Below are 17,832 nucleotides of genomic sequence, written 5' to 3'. Positions count from 1 at the left end.
TCACCGGCGGGAAATCCAGGCACGCGACCTAGAATGCAAGGTGAAAGCCTTGCATTTTTTTTGTGCCTGCGCTCCTGCGTCGGTGGGTATCAGGTGCCGGGAATAATGTGCGGAAGATCGTCCGGCCCGAAGCCGTAGACCTGCGTCACGACGTAGAAGACCGCGAAAATCACCGTCGCGAGTAGCGTCGTCTGCGCGAGCTTGCGCCCCATCCGGGCGTGGGTCGGCGCGCTATGCGCCGTCCCGAGGATCACTTCGTCGTCTTCGATCTGCGAGCGTACTCCCAGCGGCAAGATGACAAACAGCGACACCCACCAGATGATGAAATAAATCGCGAGCGCCGATACCCAGCCCAATGTCAGACCTCCTCCAGTTCGGTCAGCGTGCCGAACATGTCACCGGGATGGATGAACAACACCGGCCGCCCATGCGCTCCGATCTTCGGCTCGCCATCGCCGAGCACCCTCGCCCCACCGGCGATCATCCGATCCCGCGCCGCTTTCAGGTCGGACACCTCATAGCAGATATGGTGCATGCCGCCCTTCGGATTCTTGGCGAGAAACGCGGCGATGGGCGACGCTTCGCCCAGCGGCTCGAGGAGTTCGACCTTGGTGTTGTCGAGCTCCACGAAGACGACCGTGACACCGTGCTCGGGCAACGCCTTTGGCTCCGACACTGTCGCCCCCAGCGTCTCGCGATAGCGCCGCACCGCTCCCGAAAGATCGGGAACGGCCAGAGCCACATGATTCAGTCGACCGAGCATGGCATTTCCCTCGACGGGTTTCAGGACCGCGTGACGAACACCGTGACGATCGGCTTCTTACCCCACGCCTCGAAAGCGGCCCCGCGCACCGCGCGGCGGACCGACTCGCCGAGTTTGTCGAGGTCCTTGCGGCGGTTGCGCGGCGTGCTCTCGACAGCACCGGCGGCGGCGTCGATCAGGACATCCTCAATCTCCTCACCGGTCGCGTCGTCCTGCGGCAGGCCGAGCGCCACGAGGTCGGGATCCTCGCGCAATTCCAGCTTGCCATCCAATTCCACCAGCACCGCCACGTGGCCGACGAAGGACAGCCTGCGGCGCTCGTTGATGCCCATGGCTTCGGCCGTGCCGATCAGGCGGCCGTCCTTGTAGAGGCGTCCGACCGGAACCTCATGGACGACCTGGGCGGCGCCAGGCGCCAGCTGGACGGCGCGTCCGTTGCGCGCCTCGACCACCTGCTTGATCCCCAATTCCCGCGCGAGGGCCGCGTGGGCGGTCAGATGCGCCGCCTCTCCATGAGCCGGAATGGCGATCGTCGGACGCACCCATTCATACATCTGGCGCATCTCGCTGCGACGCGGATGGCCGGAGACGTGGACGAGTTGCTCGCCATCCTCGAGCACCTTGACGCCGCGTTCGATCAGCGCGTTCTTGATGTCGATGATGAGCTTTTCGTTGCCGGGAATCGCGCGCGAGGAGAAGATCACAAGGTCGCCCCGCGACAGCGCGACGCTCGGGTGCTCGTCCCGCGCGATGCGCGCCAGCGCAGCGCGGGCCTCGCCCTGGCTACCGGTCAGGATGATCACCGCCTTCTCAGGCGGGATGTAGCCGAAATCCTGCTCGCCCAGGAACGGCGGAATGCCGTCCATATAGCCGAGCTCGGTCGCGACATCGATCATCCGCCGCATCGAGCGCCCCATCAGCAGCACTTGCCGCCCGGCATCGCGAGCCGCCGCCGCAATCGAACGGATGCGCCCGACATTGGAGGAGAAGGTGGTGACGGCGACCCGGCCCTTGGCGCCACGGATGATCTCGGCAAGTGACGCCGAGACCGCTGTCTCGCTGGGGCTGTCGCCCTCCCGAAGCGCGTTGGTCGAATCGGCGACGATGGCGAGGACGCCTTCGTCGCCGATCTCCCGCAACCGCTTCTCGTCGGTCGGCGCGCCGAGCGCCGGCGTCGGATCGATCTTCCAGTCGCCGGTGTGGACGACGGTGCCGGCCGGCGAACGGATCGCCAGCGCCACCGGTTCGGGGATCGAGTGCGTGACGTTGATCGCCTCGATCTCGAAGGGACCGACGTTGAAGCGATCACCTGCCGCGAACAGCTCCACCGGAATCTTCGGCGCGCCCGGCTCCCCTTCCCGCTTGGCCGCCAGCAGCGCCGCGGTGAAAGCGGTTGCGTAGACCGGAACCTTCAGCTTCGGCCAAAGATCGAGCAGAGCACCATAGTGGTCCTCATGCGCATGGGTGATGACGATCCCTTTCAGCGCATTCTTCTGCTTTTCCAGAAACCGGATGTCGGGAAGAACGAGATCGACCCCAGGAAAGTCGGGACCGGCAAAAGAGACGCCGCAGTCGACCACGATCCACTGTCGATCATCATCCGGCCCATAGCCGTACATGGCGAGATTCATGCCGATCTCACCGATGCCGCCGAGCGGCACAAACATTAGCTTGTTCAAACTTCTATCTTCTTTCGTGTCTTTGCCCCGCCCGGTCATGATCGACCCACGCAGCTCATTCGAGTTTGTTTCAGTTACATTCGTCGTCGTTCGATTGCCGCCCTAAACGGCGGAGACCGGTGGCGCCATGCGCTCGTCGCTCTCCAGAAAAAACAGATCGCCGGCCGAAACCGCGGTGGTCTCGCCGTCATCACCGCGCAATATCAGCCGACCGCGCTCGTCGAGCGCCTCGAAGCGTCCCGTCAGCGCGCTATCGGCAAGATTGACCCGGCATGCCTGGCCGAGCCCCACGGCATGGGCAAGCCATTCGCGCCTGATCGCGGCAAATCCCTCGCCGCGCCGGAAGATCGCAAGGGCGCGTTCCACCTCGTCAGCGACGGCCGCGAAGATGGCATCAAGGTCGCAGCGCACGCCCTCCCGCGCCAGGCTGGTCACCTCGTACGGCGTGCCATCCGGCACATGGGCGACGTTGACCCCGCAGCCGATGACAACCGCCATCCTTCTATCCGGCAAACGCTCGCTTTCCAGGAGAATGCCGACCGCCTTGCGGCCCCTGACGAGGACGTCATTCGGCCATTTGACCGCAACCAGATCTTCGTCGGCGCCCGTGAGCTTGGCGAGAGCGTTCCGCACGCCAAGCGAGGCGACCAGCGGCAGGTTCGACAGATGCTCCAATGGCGCCGGGTCGATGACCAGCCAACTCGCATAGAGGTTTCCCGGCTCCGAGACCCACGCCCGGCCTCTGCGGCCGCGTCCCGCCATCTGCCGTTCAGCCGTGATCCACAAAGGCCCCGGATCGCCGGCGCGCGCGGCCTCCAACGCCACTGAATTCGTCGAGGCGACTTCGCCGAGGGCGAGGCGCCGTCGTGGTGCTTTCGTGCCCGTCGGCACCGTCAGAAAAACGTCCGCGCCGCGGCCTCGGCAGCGGTGAAGATCGGCCCCCCGATGAAAAGGTAGACGGGGAAGATGAACAGCGCCGCAGCCCACAGAACCAGCCGCAACTCCATGGCCATCGGCACGAACTCCGCCGATGGTTCATCGAACCACATCAACTTCACGATCCTCAGATAATAGTAAAGCCCGACGACGCTTGCCAGTACGCCGATGACCGCCAAGGCGTAAAGTTCCGCCTCGACCGCCGCCATGAACACGAAATATTTGGCGAAGAAACCGGCCAGTGGCGGCAAGCCGGCGAGCGACAGCATCAAGATCGTCAGGAACAGCGCCATCACCGGGTTGGTCTTCGACAGACCCGCCAGATCCTCGATTTCCTCGACCACCCCGTCCTTGCGCCGCATGGCGAGGATCACGGCAAAAGTGCCCAGCGTCATCGCCAGATAGATCGTCATGTAGATCAGGACGCCGCGGACGCCTTCGACATTGGCTGCCGCGAGCCCCACGAGGGCAAATCCCATATGGCCGATCGAGGAATAGGCCATCAGACGCTTGAAATTACGCTGGCCGATCGCCGCGAAGGCGCCGAACGCCATCGACGCGATCGAGATGAAGACGATGATCTGCTGCCAATCCACCTGCAACGGCTCGAAGCCCTGCACCGTGAAGCGGGTAATGAGCGCCATGGCCGCAACCTTCGGCGCACCGGCAAGGAAGGCGGTGATCGGGGTCGGCGCGCCCTCGTAGACGTCGGGCGTCCACATGTGGAACGGTACCGCCGAAATCTTGAAGGCTAGGCCCGCGAGCACGAACACCAGGCCAACGACGAGGCCGAGGGAGCGTCCTTCGCTGGTGATCGCCGATGCGATCGCGCCGAACTCGATCTGGCCGGTAAAGCCGTAGACCATCGAAGCGCCGTACAGCAGCATGCCCGAGGACAACGCGCCAAGGACGAAATATTTCAGGCCAGCCTCGGTCGAACGGGCCGAATCCCGGTTGATCGCGGCGAGAACGTAGATCGCCAACGACTGCAGCTCGAGCCCGAGATAGAGCGTGATCAGGTCGCCGGCCGACACCATGACCATCATTCCGGTCGTCGACAGCACGATCAGCACCGGAAACTCGAACCGGTTGAACCGCTCGCTTTCGGCGAAGCCGACCGACATGATCACCGCGGCGGCCGAGCCGACGAGCACCAGAACCTTCATGAATCCGGCAAAGGGATCGAGCACGAAGGAGCCGCCAAAGGCTTCGCCGTAGGGCGTGACGAAGACGAGCCAGAGCCCGGCGATGATGATCAGCGCGACCGACAGGCCGGTCACCGTCTGGGCGCTGCGCTCACCGGCGAAGACGCCGATCATCAGAAGGACCATCGCGCCTCCCGCCATGATCAGTTCTGGACCGACGATCGGCAGACTCGAGGCGACCATTTGCGAATACATATGCGTCCGATCCCCGCTTTTACTGCGCCAGGGCGACCGATTGGGCCGCCTCCAGGGCTGCGGTGTAGGTATTGAGCATCGATTCGACCGATGCCGCCGTCACATTGAAGACCGGCATCGGATAGATGCCGAAGAAAATCACGAGAGCGACGAGCGGATAGAGCAGGATTTTCTCGCGCCGCGACAGGTCGAGGATCGCGCGCAGGCTCTCCTTCTCCAGCGCGCCGAAAATCACCCGCCGATAGAGCCACAACGCATAGGCCGCCGACAGGATGACGCCGGTGGCCGCAAAGATCGCCACCCAGCTGTTGACCTGGAACACCCCGACCAGAGTCAGGAACTCGCCGACGAAGCCGCTCGTCCCCGGCAGCCCGACATTGGCCATGGTGAAGATCAGCATCGCGGTGGCGTAATGCGGCATCCGGTTGACCAGACCGCCATAGGCGCTGATCTCACGGGTGTGCATGCGGTCATAGACGACACCCACGCAAAGGAACAGCGCCCCGGACACCAGCCCGTGCGAGAGCATCTGGAAGATCGCCCCCTCGACGCCCTGCTGGTTGGCCGCGAAGATACCCATCGTCACGAAGCCCATATGCGCGACTGACGAGTAGGCAATCAGCTTCTTGATGTCCTCCTGCATCAGCGCCACCAGCGAGGTGTAGATGATCGCGACGACCGACAGCGTGAAGACGAATGGCGCAAAATCGGCCGAGGCCAGCGGGAACATCGGTAGCGAAAAGCGCAGGAAGCCGTAGCCGCCAAGCTTCAAGAGGATGCCGGCCAGGATCACCGATCCCGCCGTCGGCGCCTCGACATGGGCGTCAGGCAGCCAGGTGTGAACCGGCCACATCGGCATCTTCACGGCGAAGCTGGCGAAGAAGGCGAACCAAAGCCAAGGCTGCATCGAGGCCGGGAAGCTGTGCTGCAGGAGTTCCGGTATCGAGCTGGTGCCGGCGTCCCAATACATCGCCATGATGGCGATCAGCATCAGCACCGAGCCGAGGAAGGTGTAGAGGAAGAACTTGTAGCTCGCGTAGATCCGCCGCTTGCCGCCCCACACGCCGATGATCAGGAACATCGGGATGAGGCCGCCTTCGAAGAAGACGTAGAAGAGCACGAGATCGAGCGCGCAGAAAACGCCGATCACCAGCGTCTCCAGCACCAGGAAGGCGATCATGTATTCCTTCACGCGGGTCTGCACCGACTCGAAGCTCGCGAGGATGCAGATCGGCATGAGGAAGGTCGTCAGGATCACGAACAACATCGAGATGCCGTCGACACCCATGTGATAGGTAATCCCGCTGCCGAGCCAGTCCAGCCGCTCGACCATCTGGAAGTCGGGATTCGACGTGTCGAATTCGATCCAGATCCAGAGCGACACGACGAAGGTGAAGACCGTGGTCAGCAGCGCCACGGTGCGGATATTGCGGCGCGCCAGTTCGCTCTTGTCCTTGATGAACAGGATCAGCAGCGCGCCGACCAGCGGCAGGAAGGTGACGGTCGAAAGGATCGGCCAGTCGCTCATCAGTTCGCCCCCCCGAGCATCGTCCAGGTGACCAGCGCCGCGACGCCGATGAGCATCGCGAAGGCGTAGTGATAGAGGTAGCCGGTCTGCAGACGGACCACGCGATTGGTGACGTCAAGAACACGTGCCGAGACACCATCAGGCCCGAGCCCATCGATCACCTTGCCGTCGCCGGTCTTCCACAGGAAGCGTCCGAGCGCCTTCGCCGGGCGTACGAACAGGAAGTCGTAGAGCTCGTCGAAATACCATTTGTTCAAGAGGAACGTGTAGAGGCCGCGATGGCGCTCGGCCAGTCGATGCGGCAGTTCGGGCGAGCGGATGTAGAACAGCCAAGCGATGGCGAAGCCGATCGCCATCATGACCGCCGGCAGGAATGCGATGGCAAAGGGCACGTCGTGGATGTCGTGGAGAATTTCGTTCCCGGCGCCGGTAAACAGCGAAGCAAGCCAGAACTCCTCGTAGCCCTCTCCGATGAAAGCGCCCTCGAACAGGAGACCGGCGAACAGCGCGCCGGCGGCCAGCACGAATAGCGGCACCAGCATCACCATCGGCGATTCGTGGATATGATGCATGACGTCCGCGGAGGCACGCGGCTTGCCGTGAAACGTCATGAAAATCAGGCGCCAAGAATAGAAGCTGGTCAACAGTGCCGCCAGAACCGTCAGACCCCAGCCATAGGTCGCGAAGGCATTATCGCCAACGAAAGCCGCTTCGATGACGGCGTCCTTGGAGAAATAACCCGCCGTGAACGGAAAGCCGGTCAGCGCCAGCGTGCCGATCACCATCAACCAGTAAGTGACCGGGATATGCTTCTTGAGCCCACCCATGCGCCGCATGTCCTGCTCGTCGGAGACAGCGTGGATCACGGAGCCAGCGCCGAGGAACAAGAGCGCCTTGAAGAAGGCGTGGGTAAACAGGTGAAAGATCGCCACGCTGTAGGCGCCGACGCCGAGGGCGACGAACATGTAGCCGAGCTGCGAACACGTCGAATAGGCGATGACCCGCTTGATGTCGTTCTGGACCAGCCCGACCGTGGCGGCGAAGATCGCCGTCGTCGCGCCGATGAAAGTGACGAAGGTCAATGCGGTCTGGCTCAGCTCGAACAGTGGTGACATGCGGGCGACCAGAAAGACGCCAGCCGTGACCATCGTGGCGGCATGGATCAGCGCGGAGACCGGCGTCGGGCCTTCCATCGCGTCCGGCAGCCAGGTGTGGAGCCCGATCTGGGCCGATTTGCCCATGGCGCCCATGAACAAGAGCAGGCAGATGACGGTGAGCGCGCCGCCCATCGACAGCGAGTAGCCGGCGAAGCTGAGGACAGTGTCGCCGAGCGCGGGAGCAGCCTCGCCCGCCTCGCCGCCCATCTGGCCGGCGATATCGGCCGCGCCGGCGAAGATGGTGTCGAGATTGAGCGAGCCGAACAGCACGAAGATGCCAAAGATGCCGAGCACGAAGCCGAAATCGCCGACCCGGTTGACGATGACGGCCTTCATCGCGGCCGCGTTGGCCGACGGCTTTTTGTACCAGAAGCCGATCAGGAGATACGAGGCCAGGCCGACGCCCTCCCAGCCGAAGAACATCTGCACGAGATTGTTCGACGTCACCAGCATCAGCATGGCGAAGGTGAACAGAGACAGATAGGCGAAGAAGCGCGGCCGATACGGATCGTGATGCATGTAGCCGATCGAATAGACATGCACGAGCGAGGAGACCGTGTTGACGACGACCAGCATGACCAGGGTCAGGCGGTCGATCCGCAACGACCAGGCGACCTCGAGGCCGCCGGATTGCATCCATTGAAACAGCGTCAACCGCAGCGTCTCGCCTTCGCCGAAGCCGAAGGAAATGAAGGCGATCCACGACATGATCGCCGCGATGATCAAAAAGCCGGAGGTGATATATTCGGACGCCTTGGCGCCGATCGCGTTGCCGAAGAGGCCGGCGATCAGGAAGCCGGCGAGCGGCAGGATAACGATGGTCTGATACACGCCCGATCAGCCTTTCATCGTGTTGACGTCATCGACGGCGATGGAGCCGCGATTGCGGAAGAAGACGACGAGGATGGCGAGGCCGATCGCCGCTTCAGCGGCTGCGACGGTCAACACGAAGAGCGCGAAGACCTGCCCGACCAGATCGTTCAGAAACGCCGAGAACGCCACGAAATTCAGGTTCACCGCCAAGAGAATCAACTCGACCGACATCAGGATCGTGATGATGTTCTTGCGGTTCATGAAGATGCCGAAAACGCCCGTGACGAACAGGATCGCCGCGACCGTAAGGTAGTGTCCGAGACCGACTTCCATTGCGCTCATTTCCTCGTTCTCAGATGCCCTTGCCGCTCTCGACCTTGCGGATTTCGATCGCCGTCGCCGGGTTCCGCGCGACCTGCGCCGGAATCGACTGACGCCGGATGCCTTCCTTGTGGCGAAGGGTCAGAACGATCGCACCGATCATCGCGACGAACAGGATCAGCCCTGCAAGCTGGAAAAACAGAATGTAGCGGGTGTAGAGCACCGCCCCGAGCGCCTCGATGTTCGACATTTCGGTCAATGGCGGCGTCGGCATGGCCGTCGCGACGGACAGCTGCGGCTCGTAATAATTGCCGGTGACCGCGATGATCAGCTCGGCGAGCAGCACGATTCCGACGATCGCGCCAAACGGCGCGTACTGCAGCGCGCCACGCTTCAACTTGGCGAAGTCGACGTCGAGCATCATGACGACGAACAGGAAGAGCACGGCAACGGCACCCACATAGACGACGACGAGAATCAACGCCAGGAATTCGGCACCGGTCAGCAGGAACAACCCGGCGGCGCTCACAAAGGTCGTAATCAGAAACAGCACCGAATGGACCGGATTCTTGGAGAAAACGACCATCAGCGCCGCGCCGACTGCGATCAGCGCGAAGATGTAGAAAAACAGTGCCTGAAGGCCCAGCATCCTCGGGCTCCTTGTAGTGGTATCGGATGCGGCCTGACGGTCGTCGCCCTGCCACCTCGATCTTGTCAAATCAGGCGGAGATTCGCGCCCGGTCTGGCGATCCTCCGGCCGAAAAAATCCCTGCCCGCTTAGCGGTAAGGCGCGTCGAGCGCAATGTTGCGCGCGATCTCCCGCTCCCAGCGATCGCCGTTGGCGAGCAACCGCTCCTTGTCGTAGTAAAGCTCCTCGCGGGTCTCGGTCGCGAATTCGAAATTTGGGCCCTCGACGATGGCGTCGACCGGGCAGGCCTCCTGGCAGAAGCCGCAATAAATGCACTTCACCATGTCGATGTCGTAGCGCACCGTCCGGCGGGTGCCGTCATTGCGTCGCGGTCCGGCCTCGATGGTGATCGCCTGGGCTGGGCAGATCGCCTCGCAAAGCTTGCAGGCAATGCAGCGCTCCTGGCCGTTGGGATAGCGCCGCAAGGCGTGCTCACCACGAAAACGCGGACTCTGCGGCCCCTTCTCGAACGGGTAGTTCACCGTCGATTTCGCTGCGAAGAAATAGCGCATCGACAGGCCGAACGCCTTGATGAACTCGATAAGGAACAGGGATTTGACGGTCTGGGCGATGGCGTTCAAGAGACTCTAGCCTCCCAAGTTCGAGGCGATGACCGGGCCGGCGAACCAGCCGACAACCGGGAAGAGAACGAACTGCGAAACGCGGGCAATGTTCAGCGCCGCCCCGGCTCCGACGCGCTCGGAAGGCCGGCGCCGAGCCATAGCGTCGATGACATAGCCAAGCACGAAGAAGTCCGCGAGGCCGATGGCGAGGCCGACCAGAGCACCGATGAGCGCCGGATCGGTCATGCGGCCGCGGCGCCCCAACCCATGAACTGCACGACGAAGGCGACGATCACCACCATTGCGAGCGAGATCGGCAGGAACACCTTCCAGCCAAGCCGCATCAGTTGGTCGTAGCGGTAGCGGGGCACGAAGGCCTTGACCATCGCGAACATGAAAAAGACCAGCGCGACCTTGGACAGGAACCAGATGACGCCCGGCACCCAGGTGAACGGCGCGAAGTTGAAGGGCGGTAGCCACCCGCCGAGAAAGAGGATCGTCGTCAGCGCGCACATCAGCGTAATCGCCGCGTACTCGCCGAGCATGAACATCATGTACGGGGTCGAGCCGTATTCGACCATGAAGCCGGCGACGAGTTCCGATTCGGCCTCCGGCAGGTCGAAGGGCGGCCGGTTGGTCTCGGCCAACGCAGAGATGAAGAACACCACGAACATCGGGAACAGGCCGAGCCAGTGCCAGTCGAGGAAGGTGTTCGGCAGGCCGGCCATGGTGCCGAGACCGGTCTGCTGGGCCAACACGATGTCGGTGAGATTGAGCGAGCCGACGGCCAAAAGCACGGTGACAATGACGAAGCCGATCGAGACCTCATAGGAGACCATCTGCGCGGCGGACCGCAGCGCGCCGAGGAAGGCGTATTTCGAGTTCGACGCCCAACCGCCCATGATGACGCCATAAACCTCCAGCGAGGAGATCGCGAAGACGTAGAGGATGCCGATATTGATGTCGGCGATCACCCAGCCTTCGGCGACCGGCACCACGGCGAAGGTGGCAAGCGCCAGCGTCACGGCGACCAGCGGCGCGAGCAGGAACACGACCTTGTCCGCGCTGGCCGGGATCACCGGTTCCTTCAGCACGAATTTCAACAGGTCGGCGAAGGACTGGAACAGCCCCCAAGGACCGACGACATTGGGTCCGCGGCGCATCTGGACCGCAGCCCAGATCTTGCGGTCCGCCAAAAGGATATAGGCGACCAGGACGAGCAGAACGACGAGGAACAGAAGGCTCTGCGCCAGAATGATCAGGCCCGGCCAGACATAGAGGGAGAAGAATTCAGCCACTGCCAGCCGTCCTTTATTCTGCCGCTTCGAGGTGCTCGGCGATTGCGAGCTGCGAGCACTCGGCCATCACCTTCGACGCGCGGGCGATCGGGTTGGTCAGGTAGAAGTCGCCGATATTCGACGCGAACATTCCAGTGCCCAGCGATTTCGCGCGATCGGCCAGTCCGGTGATGACCGCCGGGTCGGCCGACTCGATCCGATCCGACCGCATGAAGGCGTGCGACTGATACAGTTCGCGCCGCAGCGCCGCAAGCGAATCGAACGGCAGCGTTTTGCCGAGAACGGCGGACAGCGCCCGGATGATCGCCCAGTCCTCGCGCGCGTCGCCGGGCGGGAAGGATGCCCGGCTGCCAGTCTGCGCCCTGCCCTCGACATTGACCCAGGTCCCCGATTTCTCGGTGTAGGCCGCGCCCGGCAGGATCACGTCGGCGCGGTGCGCGCCCCGATCCCCATGGGTGCCGATGTAGACGACGAAGGGCCCGGCTGCGATCTCGATCTCGTCGGCACCGAGATTGAACAGCACGTCGACCTCGCCATCGCCCATCTGGGCTGTGGTCTTGCCGCTCTCACCCGGCACGAAGCCGATATCGAGGCCGCCGACCCGCGATGCCGCAGAATGCAGGACGTTGAAGCCGTTCCAGCCCTCGGTGATGGCTCCGATTTCGCGCGCCAGCGCGGCGATCGAGGCCAGCACATCCGCACCGTTCTCGCCGGCGAGCGCGCCCTGACCGACGATGATCATCGGGCGCTCGGCGCCTTTCAGCGTATCGAAGAAGCCGCGATTGGCGCCGCCCAGATCGGACAACGTCTCGGTGCCGGCGCCGAGATAGGTGGTTTCGTAGCGCAGATCGACATTCTCGCCGATCACGCCGATGGGGAAGTCGCCCATGCGCCAACGCTTGCGGATGCGGGCGTTGAGGACGGAGGCCTCGAAGCGCGGATTGGCGCCGACGATCAGCAATGCATCGGCATTCTCGATACCGGCGATCGTCGTGTTGAACAGGTAGGAGGCGCGGCCGTCGGCCGGATTAAGCTTGGCGCCGTCCTGGCGGCAGTCGAGATTGGTCGAGCCGAGCTCGCCGATCAGGCGCTTCAGCGCCCACATCTCCTCGACGGCGGCGAGATCGCCCGCGATCGCGCCGAGTCGCGCACCCTCGACGCCAACGACCTTGGCCTTGATCGCGGCGAAGGCCTCCTGCCAGCTCGCCGGACGCAGGCGGCCGTTCTCGCGCACATAGGGCTTGTCGAGACGCTGGGTCCGCAGGCCGTCCCAGACGAAGCGGGTCTTGTCGGAGATCCACTCCTCGTTGATCTCCTCGTTGATGCGCGGAAGAATCCGCATGACCTCGCGACCGCGCGTATCGACGCGGATCGCCGATCCGACGGCATCCATCACGTCGATCGTCTCGGTCTTGGTCAGCTCCCACGGCCGCGCCTGGAATGCGTAGGGCCGCGAGGTCAGCGCGCCGACCGGGCACAGATCGATGACGTTGCCCTGCAGCTCCGACGTCATCGCCTGCTCGAGGAAGGTGGTGATCTCGGCATCCTCGCCGCGGCCGATGAGGCCCAGATCGGAAATGCCGGCGACCTCGGTGGTGAAGCGGACGCAGCGCGTGCAGTGGATGCAGCGCGTCATGATCGTCTTGACCAGCGGGCCGATATATTTGTCCTCGACCGCGCGCTTGTTCTCCCGATAGCGCGACGAATCGACACCAAAGGCCATCGCCTGGTCCTGCAGGTCGCATTCGCCGCCCTGATCGCAGATCGGGCAGTCCAGCGGATGGTTGATCAGCAGGAACTCCATCACGCCTTCGCGGGCCTTCTTGACCATCGGCGTGTTGGTGAAGACCTCCGGCAATTCGCCGTTTGGTCCCGGCCGCATATCGCGGACACCCATGGCGCAGGAGGCGGCGGGCTTCGGCGGTCCGCCCTTCACCTCGACGAGGCACATGCGGCAATTGCCGGCGATCGACAGCCGTTCATGGAAGCAGAAGCGCGGAATCTCGGCCCCCGCCTCCTCCGCCGCCTGCAGCAGCGTGTAGTGGTCCGGGACCTCGATCTCTTTGCCGTCGACTTTGAGTTTGGTCATGGACCTATCCTGCTTATTCCGCCGCTTCGAGCACGGGCCGGCGATCGGCGTCGGCATTGCGCGAGAACTCGTCGATCCGCCGCTCGATCTCGGCGCGGAAATGGCGCACGAGCCCCTGGATCGGCCAGGCCGCCGCATCGCCAAGCGCACAGATCGTATGGCCCTCGACCTGCTTGGTCACGTCGAGCAGCATGTCGATCTCGCGCTTCTGGGCATTGCCGGTGACCATGCGCTCCATCACCCGCCACATCCAGCCGGTGCCCTCGCGGCAGGGCGTACACTGGCCGCAGCTCTCATGCTTGTAGAAATACGAGATTCGGGCGATCGCCTTCACGATGTCGGTGGAGCGATCCATGACGATGACGGCGGCGGTGCCGAGCGAGGTCTTGATCTCGCGCAGGCCGTCGAAATCCATCGGCGCGTCGATGATGTCCTCGCCCGGAACCAGCGGCACGGATGATCCGCCGGGGATGACCGCCAAGAGATTGGCCCAGCCGCCGCGAACGCCGCCGCAATGCTTCTCGATCAGCTCGCGGAAGGAGATGCCCATCGCCTCCTCGACCGTGCAAGGCCGTTCGACATGGCCGGAGACGCAGAACAGCTTGGTGCCGGTGTTGTTCTGCCGGCCGATACCGGCAAACCAGCCACCGCCGCGGCGAAGAATCGTTGGCGCGACCGCGATCGACTCGACGTTGTTCACCGTGGTCGGGCAGCCGTACAGCCCGACATTGGCCGGGAACGGCGGCTTGAGGCGCGGCTGGCCCTTCTTGCCTTCCAGACTTTCCAGCAGCGCGGTTTCCTCACCGCAGATGTAGGCGCCGGCGCCGTGATGGACGATGATGTCGTAGTCCCAGTCGCATTTGTTGTTCTTGCCGAGCAGACCGGCCTCGTAGCACTCATCGATGGCCCGCTGGAGCGCTTGACGCTCGCGGATATACTCGCCGCGAACGTAGATGTAACAGGCGTGCGCGCCCATCGCGAAACCGGCGATGACGCACCCCTCGATCAGCGTGAACGGGTCGTTCCGCATGATCTCCCGGTCCTTGCAGGTCCCGGGCTCGGATTCGTCGGCGTTGATGACGAGATAATGCGGGCGCTCGCCGGGCTCCTTCGGCATGAACGACCATTTGAGACCGGTCGGGAAGCCGGCGCCGCCACGCCCGCGCAGGCCCGATTCCTTCATCTCGTTGATGATCCAGTCGCGACCCTTGCCGATGATGTCGGCCGTGCCGTCGAAATGCCCGCGCTTCATCGCGGCCTTCAGGCTTTTGTCCCTGAGGCCGTAAATGTTGGTGAAAATGCGGTCCTTGTCCTGAAGCATCTAGTGTCTCCTCGTCCGCATCATTCCCGGCCCGGAGCGCGCGCAGCCGCGGCCTGTAAGGCCTTGGCCTGAGCGGTCCAGCCGTCACGAACGGCGCGGCCACGGAAATTCAGATAATCGTCGACCCAGACAAGCTCGGACTCCCGCCATTTTGCGATCTGCCGGAGATGAAAGACACCGAGTTCGTTCAACTTGGCCTCGATCACCGGACCGATGCCCTTGATCTGCTTCAGATCGTCCGGCGTGCCCTCCGGCGCGCTCAGGAGACCTGCGGGCTTCTCGCCGGGTTGGCTCGCCTGCGCGGCAATTCCTGCGGCGGCCCCATCCATGGGCCCGGAACTGGTATCGGAGGTCGTCCGGCGCTGGCCCTCCAGCTTTGCGCCGCCGTCTTTTCCGGAGAGATCGATCGTCGCGTCTGTGGCGCCCGGCTCTTTGGACTTATCGCTCGGAGTCAGCGCGACGTCCGGGACCGTCGCCGCGCGGGCAGCGGCTTCCTTCTGGCGGAGCGTCCCGCCGGTCGGCGCCGTGGCTGCCGGCGTGTCAGCCGAAACCTGATCGGCTTCGGCGGCGTCTCGCTGGGCTTCTCCGGTCGCGCCGTCGACGGCTCCGCCGGTACGGCCCGAGCCCGGTCGATGGCCGTTGGCGACCAGATCGTCACTGACATGCTTCTCGGCCGATGGCGGCGTCTTGTCGCCGCTGGCTTTGCCCGGGGCCGCGATGGTCGGATCGGTTTCCGCAGCGTCCGTGTTCGGCCGGCCGGCATTGGAAGCGGCGGTGGAGATAGCCTGCCCACCCGCCTTACCGCGCGCCGGCGCGGATGCCTCGGACGCCCGAGGCTTATCAGCCGGCAAATCCTTGATCAGATCGTCGTAATCGCCAGTCAGGCTCGTCAGACCGCCGATCGGAGCCGACAGATGGCGTCCGTTCTGCGGTCCCGGCTCGACTTCCCCGCCGCGCCCCGCCTCGAAAAGATCGATGATCTCCTCAAGTCGCTCCGGTGTCAGATCCTCATACGTATCCTCGGAGACCATGACCATCGGCGCGTTGACGCAGGCGCCGAGGCACTCGACCTCTTCCCACGAAAGCGTTCCCGACTCGTTGGCATGGAAGGGTTCGGGATGGATCTTCGACCGGCAGACGGCTTTCAAATCCTCCGCGCCGCGCAACATGCAGGGCGTCGTACCGCAAACCTGGACATGCGCCCTTGTTCCGACCGGCTTCAACTGAAACTGAGTGTAGAAGGTCGCGACCTCGAGCACGCGGATCAAGGGCATCGCCAGCATGTCGGCGATATGGACGATCGCGGACTTGGTGACCCAGCCTTCTTGTTCCTGTGCGCGCATCAGAAGAGGAATCACTGCCGACTGCTGACGACCCTCCGGATATTTACGGATCGTCGCCTGTGCCCAAGCCGTGTTTTCGTCGGTGAAGGCGAAGCTCTTGGGCTGGATGGCATCTTCCGCGAGACGTCTGACAGACATCGGACCTCGGCTCTAGAAGCGGTTCTACATGCGATATTGCGGTGCGTTCTATCACACGATCGGCAAAAGGCCAGTGGCTTTAAGCCGTATGATTCCTCCGTCGCCCGATTGTCCGGGCGGCGACGATTCAGATGTCCAGAAGTGGCTCGACGCTGACAATCGGCGGTGCCCGATCGTGATCAGCGGTCGACCTCACCAAAGACGATATCAAGCGAGCCGAGAATAGCCGAGACATCGGCGAGCATGTGCCCCCTGCACATCACGTCCATCGCCTGGAGGTGGGCGAAGCCCGGCGCCTTGATCTTGCAGCGATGCGGCTTGTTGCTCCCGTCCGCGACCAGATAGACGCCGAATTCGCCCTTTGGCGCCTCGACTGCGGCATAGACCTCGCCCGCCGGCACATGAAAGCCCTCGGTGTAGAGCTTGAAGTGATGGATGAGCGCCTCCATCGAACGCTTCATCTGGCCACGCGACGGCGGGACGACTTTGCCTTCGGCCGACGAGACCGGGCCGACTCGCTCGGGACCCGACAGCAGCTCGATGCACTGCTTCATGATCTTCACCGATTCGCGCATCTCGACCATACGAATGAGATAGCGGTCGTAGCAGTCGCCGTTCTTGCCGATGGGGATGTCGAAATCCATCTCGTCGTAGCACTCGTAGGGCTGCGACTTGCGCAAATCCCAAGCCGCGCCCGAGCCGCGTACCATCACGCCAGAGAAGCCGAGCGCCCAGGCATCGTCGAGGCCGATGACGCCGATGTCGACATTGCGCTGCTTGAAGATGCGGTTGTCGGTCAGCAGGCCTTCGATGTCGTCGCAGACCTTCAGGAACGGATCGCACCAGGCACCAATGTCGTCGACGAGCTGCTGCGGCAAGTCCTGGTGCACGCCGCCCGGCCGGAAATAGGCCGCATGCATGCGCGAGCCGGACGCGCGTTCATAGAACACCATCAGCTTCTCGCGCTCCTCGAAACCCCAGAGCGGCGGCGTCAGTGCGCCGACGTCCATGGCCTGGGTCGTCACGTTGAGAAGATGCGAGAGAATGCGGCCGATTTCGCTATAGAGCACCCGAATCAGCTGACCGCGCCGGGGCACACTGACTTCCGCCAGCCGCTCGATGGCGAGACAGAAGGCATGCTCCTGGTTCATCGGCGCGACGTAGTCGAGCCGGTCGAAATAGGGAATCGCCTGGAGATAGGTCTTGTGTTCGATCAGCTTCTCGGTGCCGCGATGCAAAAGCCCGATATGCGGATCGACCCGCTTCACCACCTCGCCGTCGAGTTCCAGCACCAGCCGGAGAACGCCGTGGGCGGCCGGGTGCTGCGGCCCGAAATTGATGTTGAAGTTGCGGACGTCGATCTCGGCCATGTCTAGCTATCCTGCCCGGCAGCGAAGGCTGCCACGACTTCCGCCCCGGTCATCTTACGCGTCGCGTCGGCGAAGCGGTAAGTCTCAGGCTTCTCGTCGATAAAGATTTCCTCGGTGAACGCAAAGCGCGATGCATCGTCGAAGCTCTGCATGGAAACGGCCACGTGACCGCCGTCCCGCAGTCGCCAGAGGAGACTCGATCCGCAGCTCTTGCAGAACAGACGCTCGGCCCAGTCCGACGAAACATAGACGCCGAATTGCGTCGTGTCCTCGATCGCCACATCCGTGCAAGGAACGGCCATAAAAACACCACCGCTCCACTTCTGGCACATGCGGCAATGACAGACATCCATTTCCATTTTTTGCGGAACCGCCGAGAATCGCGCCGCGCCGCACAGACATCCGCCGGGTAATGCCTCACTCAT

General features: G+C 63.4%; 17 protein-coding genes. All 17 read right to left on the bottom strand.

Going from position 1 to position 17,832, the window contains the following annotated elements; genetic code table 11:
* Window positions 1–89: 89 nt before the first annotated feature.
* On the bottom strand, window positions 90–356 hold the full coding sequence (locus VQ044_RS05515; RefSeq protein WP_327645763.1) for a DUF1467 family protein: 267 nt from the start codon (window positions 354–356) through the stop codon (window positions 90–92).
* A 2-nt stretch (window positions 357–358) separates the two neighbouring features.
* Window positions 359–763: a methylmalonyl-CoA epimerase gene (gene mce / locus VQ044_RS05510; protein ID WP_327622883.1), complete on the bottom strand. Its 405-nt coding sequence runs from the start codon at window positions 761–763 to the stop codon at window positions 359–361.
* Window positions 764–783: 20 nt separating this feature from the next.
* Window positions 784–2,481: a ribonuclease J gene (locus tag VQ044_RS05505; RefSeq protein WP_442872860.1), complete on the bottom strand. Its 1,698-nt coding sequence runs from the start codon at window positions 2,479–2,481 to the stop codon at window positions 784–786.
* Between the two features lie 63 nt (window positions 2,482–2,544).
* Window positions 2,545–3,333: a biotin--[acetyl-CoA-carboxylase] ligase gene (locus VQ044_RS05500; RefSeq protein ID WP_327645764.1), complete on the bottom strand. Its 789-nt coding sequence runs from the start codon at window positions 3,331–3,333 to the stop codon at window positions 2,545–2,547.
* A 2-nt stretch (window positions 3,334–3,335) separates the two neighbouring features.
* A complete protein-coding gene (gene nuoN, locus VQ044_RS05495; RefSeq protein ID WP_327622885.1) occupies window positions 3,336–4,778 on the bottom strand; it encodes an NADH-quinone oxidoreductase subunit NuoN in 1,443 nt (480 codons plus the stop codon).
* Window positions 4,779–4,797: 19 nt separating this feature from the next.
* On the bottom strand, window positions 4,798–6,306 hold the full coding sequence (locus VQ044_RS05490; RefSeq protein ID WP_327645765.1) for an NADH-quinone oxidoreductase subunit M: 1,509 nt from the start codon (window positions 6,304–6,306) through the stop codon (window positions 4,798–4,800).
* Window positions 6,306–8,294 (bottom strand): NADH-quinone oxidoreductase subunit L, encoded by a 1,989-nt coding sequence (nuoL, locus tag VQ044_RS05485; protein WP_327645766.1) that lies wholly within the window; start codon window positions 8,292–8,294, stop codon window positions 6,306–6,308. The genes VQ044_RS05490 and nuoL overlap by 1 nt, the downstream gene beginning before the upstream one ends.
* Before the next feature lie 6 nt (window positions 8,295–8,300).
* Complete coding sequence (nuoK, locus tag VQ044_RS05480) at window positions 8,301–8,609, bottom strand: NADH-quinone oxidoreductase subunit NuoK (RefSeq protein ID WP_206454386.1); 309 nt, start codon at window positions 8,607–8,609, stop codon at window positions 8,301–8,303.
* A gap of 19 nt (window positions 8,610–8,628) precedes the next feature.
* Complete coding sequence (locus tag VQ044_RS05475) at window positions 8,629–9,246, bottom strand: NADH-quinone oxidoreductase subunit J (protein WP_327645768.1); 618 nt, start codon at window positions 9,244–9,246, stop codon at window positions 8,629–8,631.
* A 128-nt stretch (window positions 9,247–9,374) separates the two neighbouring features.
* A complete protein-coding gene (gene nuoI / locus VQ044_RS05470; RefSeq protein WP_327645769.1) occupies window positions 9,375–9,866 on the bottom strand; it encodes an NADH-quinone oxidoreductase subunit NuoI in 492 nt (163 codons plus the stop codon).
* A gap of 6 nt (window positions 9,867–9,872) precedes the next feature.
* Window positions 9,873–10,094, bottom strand: coding sequence for a hypothetical protein (locus tag VQ044_RS05465; protein WP_327645770.1), 222 nt, complete (start codon window positions 10,092–10,094; stop codon window positions 9,873–9,875).
* A complete protein-coding gene (nuoH, locus tag VQ044_RS05460; RefSeq protein WP_327645772.1) occupies window positions 10,091–11,146 on the bottom strand; it encodes an NADH-quinone oxidoreductase subunit NuoH in 1,056 nt (351 codons plus the stop codon). Before nuoH ends, VQ044_RS05465 begins: the two co-directional genes overlap by 4 nt.
* A 13-nt stretch (window positions 11,147–11,159) precedes the next feature.
* Window positions 11,160–13,235 (bottom strand): NADH-quinone oxidoreductase subunit NuoG, encoded by a 2,076-nt coding sequence (gene nuoG, locus VQ044_RS05455; protein WP_327645774.1) that lies wholly within the window; start codon window positions 13,233–13,235, stop codon window positions 11,160–11,162.
* A gap of 13 nt (window positions 13,236–13,248) precedes the next feature.
* Window positions 13,249–14,556: an NADH-quinone oxidoreductase subunit NuoF gene (nuoF, locus tag VQ044_RS05450; RefSeq protein ID WP_327645776.1), complete on the bottom strand. Its 1,308-nt coding sequence runs from the start codon at window positions 14,554–14,556 to the stop codon at window positions 13,249–13,251.
* A gap of 20 nt (window positions 14,557–14,576) precedes the next feature.
* A complete protein-coding gene (nuoE, locus tag VQ044_RS05445) occupies window positions 14,577–16,037 on the bottom strand; it encodes an NADH-quinone oxidoreductase subunit NuoE (protein WP_327645777.1) in 1,461 nt (486 codons plus the stop codon).
* Between the two features lie 179 nt (window positions 16,038–16,216).
* Entirely contained in the window at window positions 16,217–17,407 is a 1,191-nt protein-coding gene (locus VQ044_RS05440) for an NADH-quinone oxidoreductase subunit D (RefSeq protein ID WP_327645778.1), read from the bottom strand.
* 2 nt (window positions 17,408–17,409) lie between these two features.
* Window positions 17,410–17,832, bottom strand: coding sequence for a GFA family protein (locus VQ044_RS05435; protein ID WP_327622896.1), 423 nt, complete (start codon window positions 17,830–17,832; stop codon window positions 17,410–17,412).

The sequence above is a fragment of the Aurantimonas sp. C2-5-R2 genome (assembly GCF_036549495.1).
In the GTDB taxonomy this organism is placed as follows: Bacteria; Pseudomonadota; Alphaproteobacteria; order Rhizobiales; family Rhizobiaceae; genus Aurantimonas; species Aurantimonas coralicida_A.
This window is presented reverse-complemented; position numbering and strand designations above follow the sequence as displayed.

Bases quoted from the DNA above. Each gene is read 5' to 3' on its own strand.
- mce (WP_327622883.1), bottom strand. From the start codon at position 763: ATGCTCGGTCGACTGAATCATGTGGCTCTGGCCGTTCCCGATCTTTCG.
- VQ044_RS05505 (WP_442872860.1), bottom strand. From the start codon at position 2,481: ATGACCGGGCGGGGCAAAGACACGAAAGAAGATAGAAGTTTGAACAAG.
- nuoN (WP_327622885.1), bottom strand. From the start codon at position 4,778: ATGTATTCGCAAATGGTCGCCTCGAGTCTGCCGATCGTCGGTCCAGAA.
- VQ044_RS05490 (WP_327645765.1), bottom strand. From the start codon at position 6,306: ATGAGCGACTGGCCGATCCTTTCGACCGTCACCTTCCTGCCGCTGGTC.
- nuoK (WP_206454386.1), bottom strand. From the start codon at position 8,609: ATGGAAGTCGGTCTCGGACACTACCTTACGGTCGCGGCGATCCTGTTC.
- VQ044_RS05475 (WP_327645768.1), bottom strand. From the start codon at position 9,246: ATGCTGGGCCTTCAGGCACTGTTTTTCTACATCTTCGCGCTGATCGCA.
- VQ044_RS05465 (WP_327645770.1), bottom strand. From the start codon at position 10,094: ATGACCGATCCGGCGCTCATCGGTGCTCTGGTCGGCCTCGCCATCGGC.
- nuoG (WP_327645774.1), bottom strand. From the start codon at position 13,235: ATGACCAAACTCAAAGTCGACGGCAAAGAGATCGAGGTCCCGGACCAC.
- nuoF (WP_327645776.1), bottom strand. From the start codon at position 14,556: ATGCTTCAGGACAAGGACCGCATTTTCACCAACATTTACGGCCTCAGG.
- nuoE (WP_327645777.1), bottom strand. From the start codon at position 16,037: ATGTCTGTCAGACGTCTCGCGGAAGATGCCATCCAGCCCAAGAGCTTC.
- VQ044_RS05440 (WP_327645778.1), bottom strand. From the start codon at position 17,407: ATGGCCGAGATCGACGTCCGCAACTTCAACATCAATTTCGGGCCGCAG.
- VQ044_RS05435 (WP_327622896.1), bottom strand. From the start codon at position 17,832: ATGAGTGAGGCATTACCCGGCGGATGTCTGTGCGGCGCGGCGCGATTC.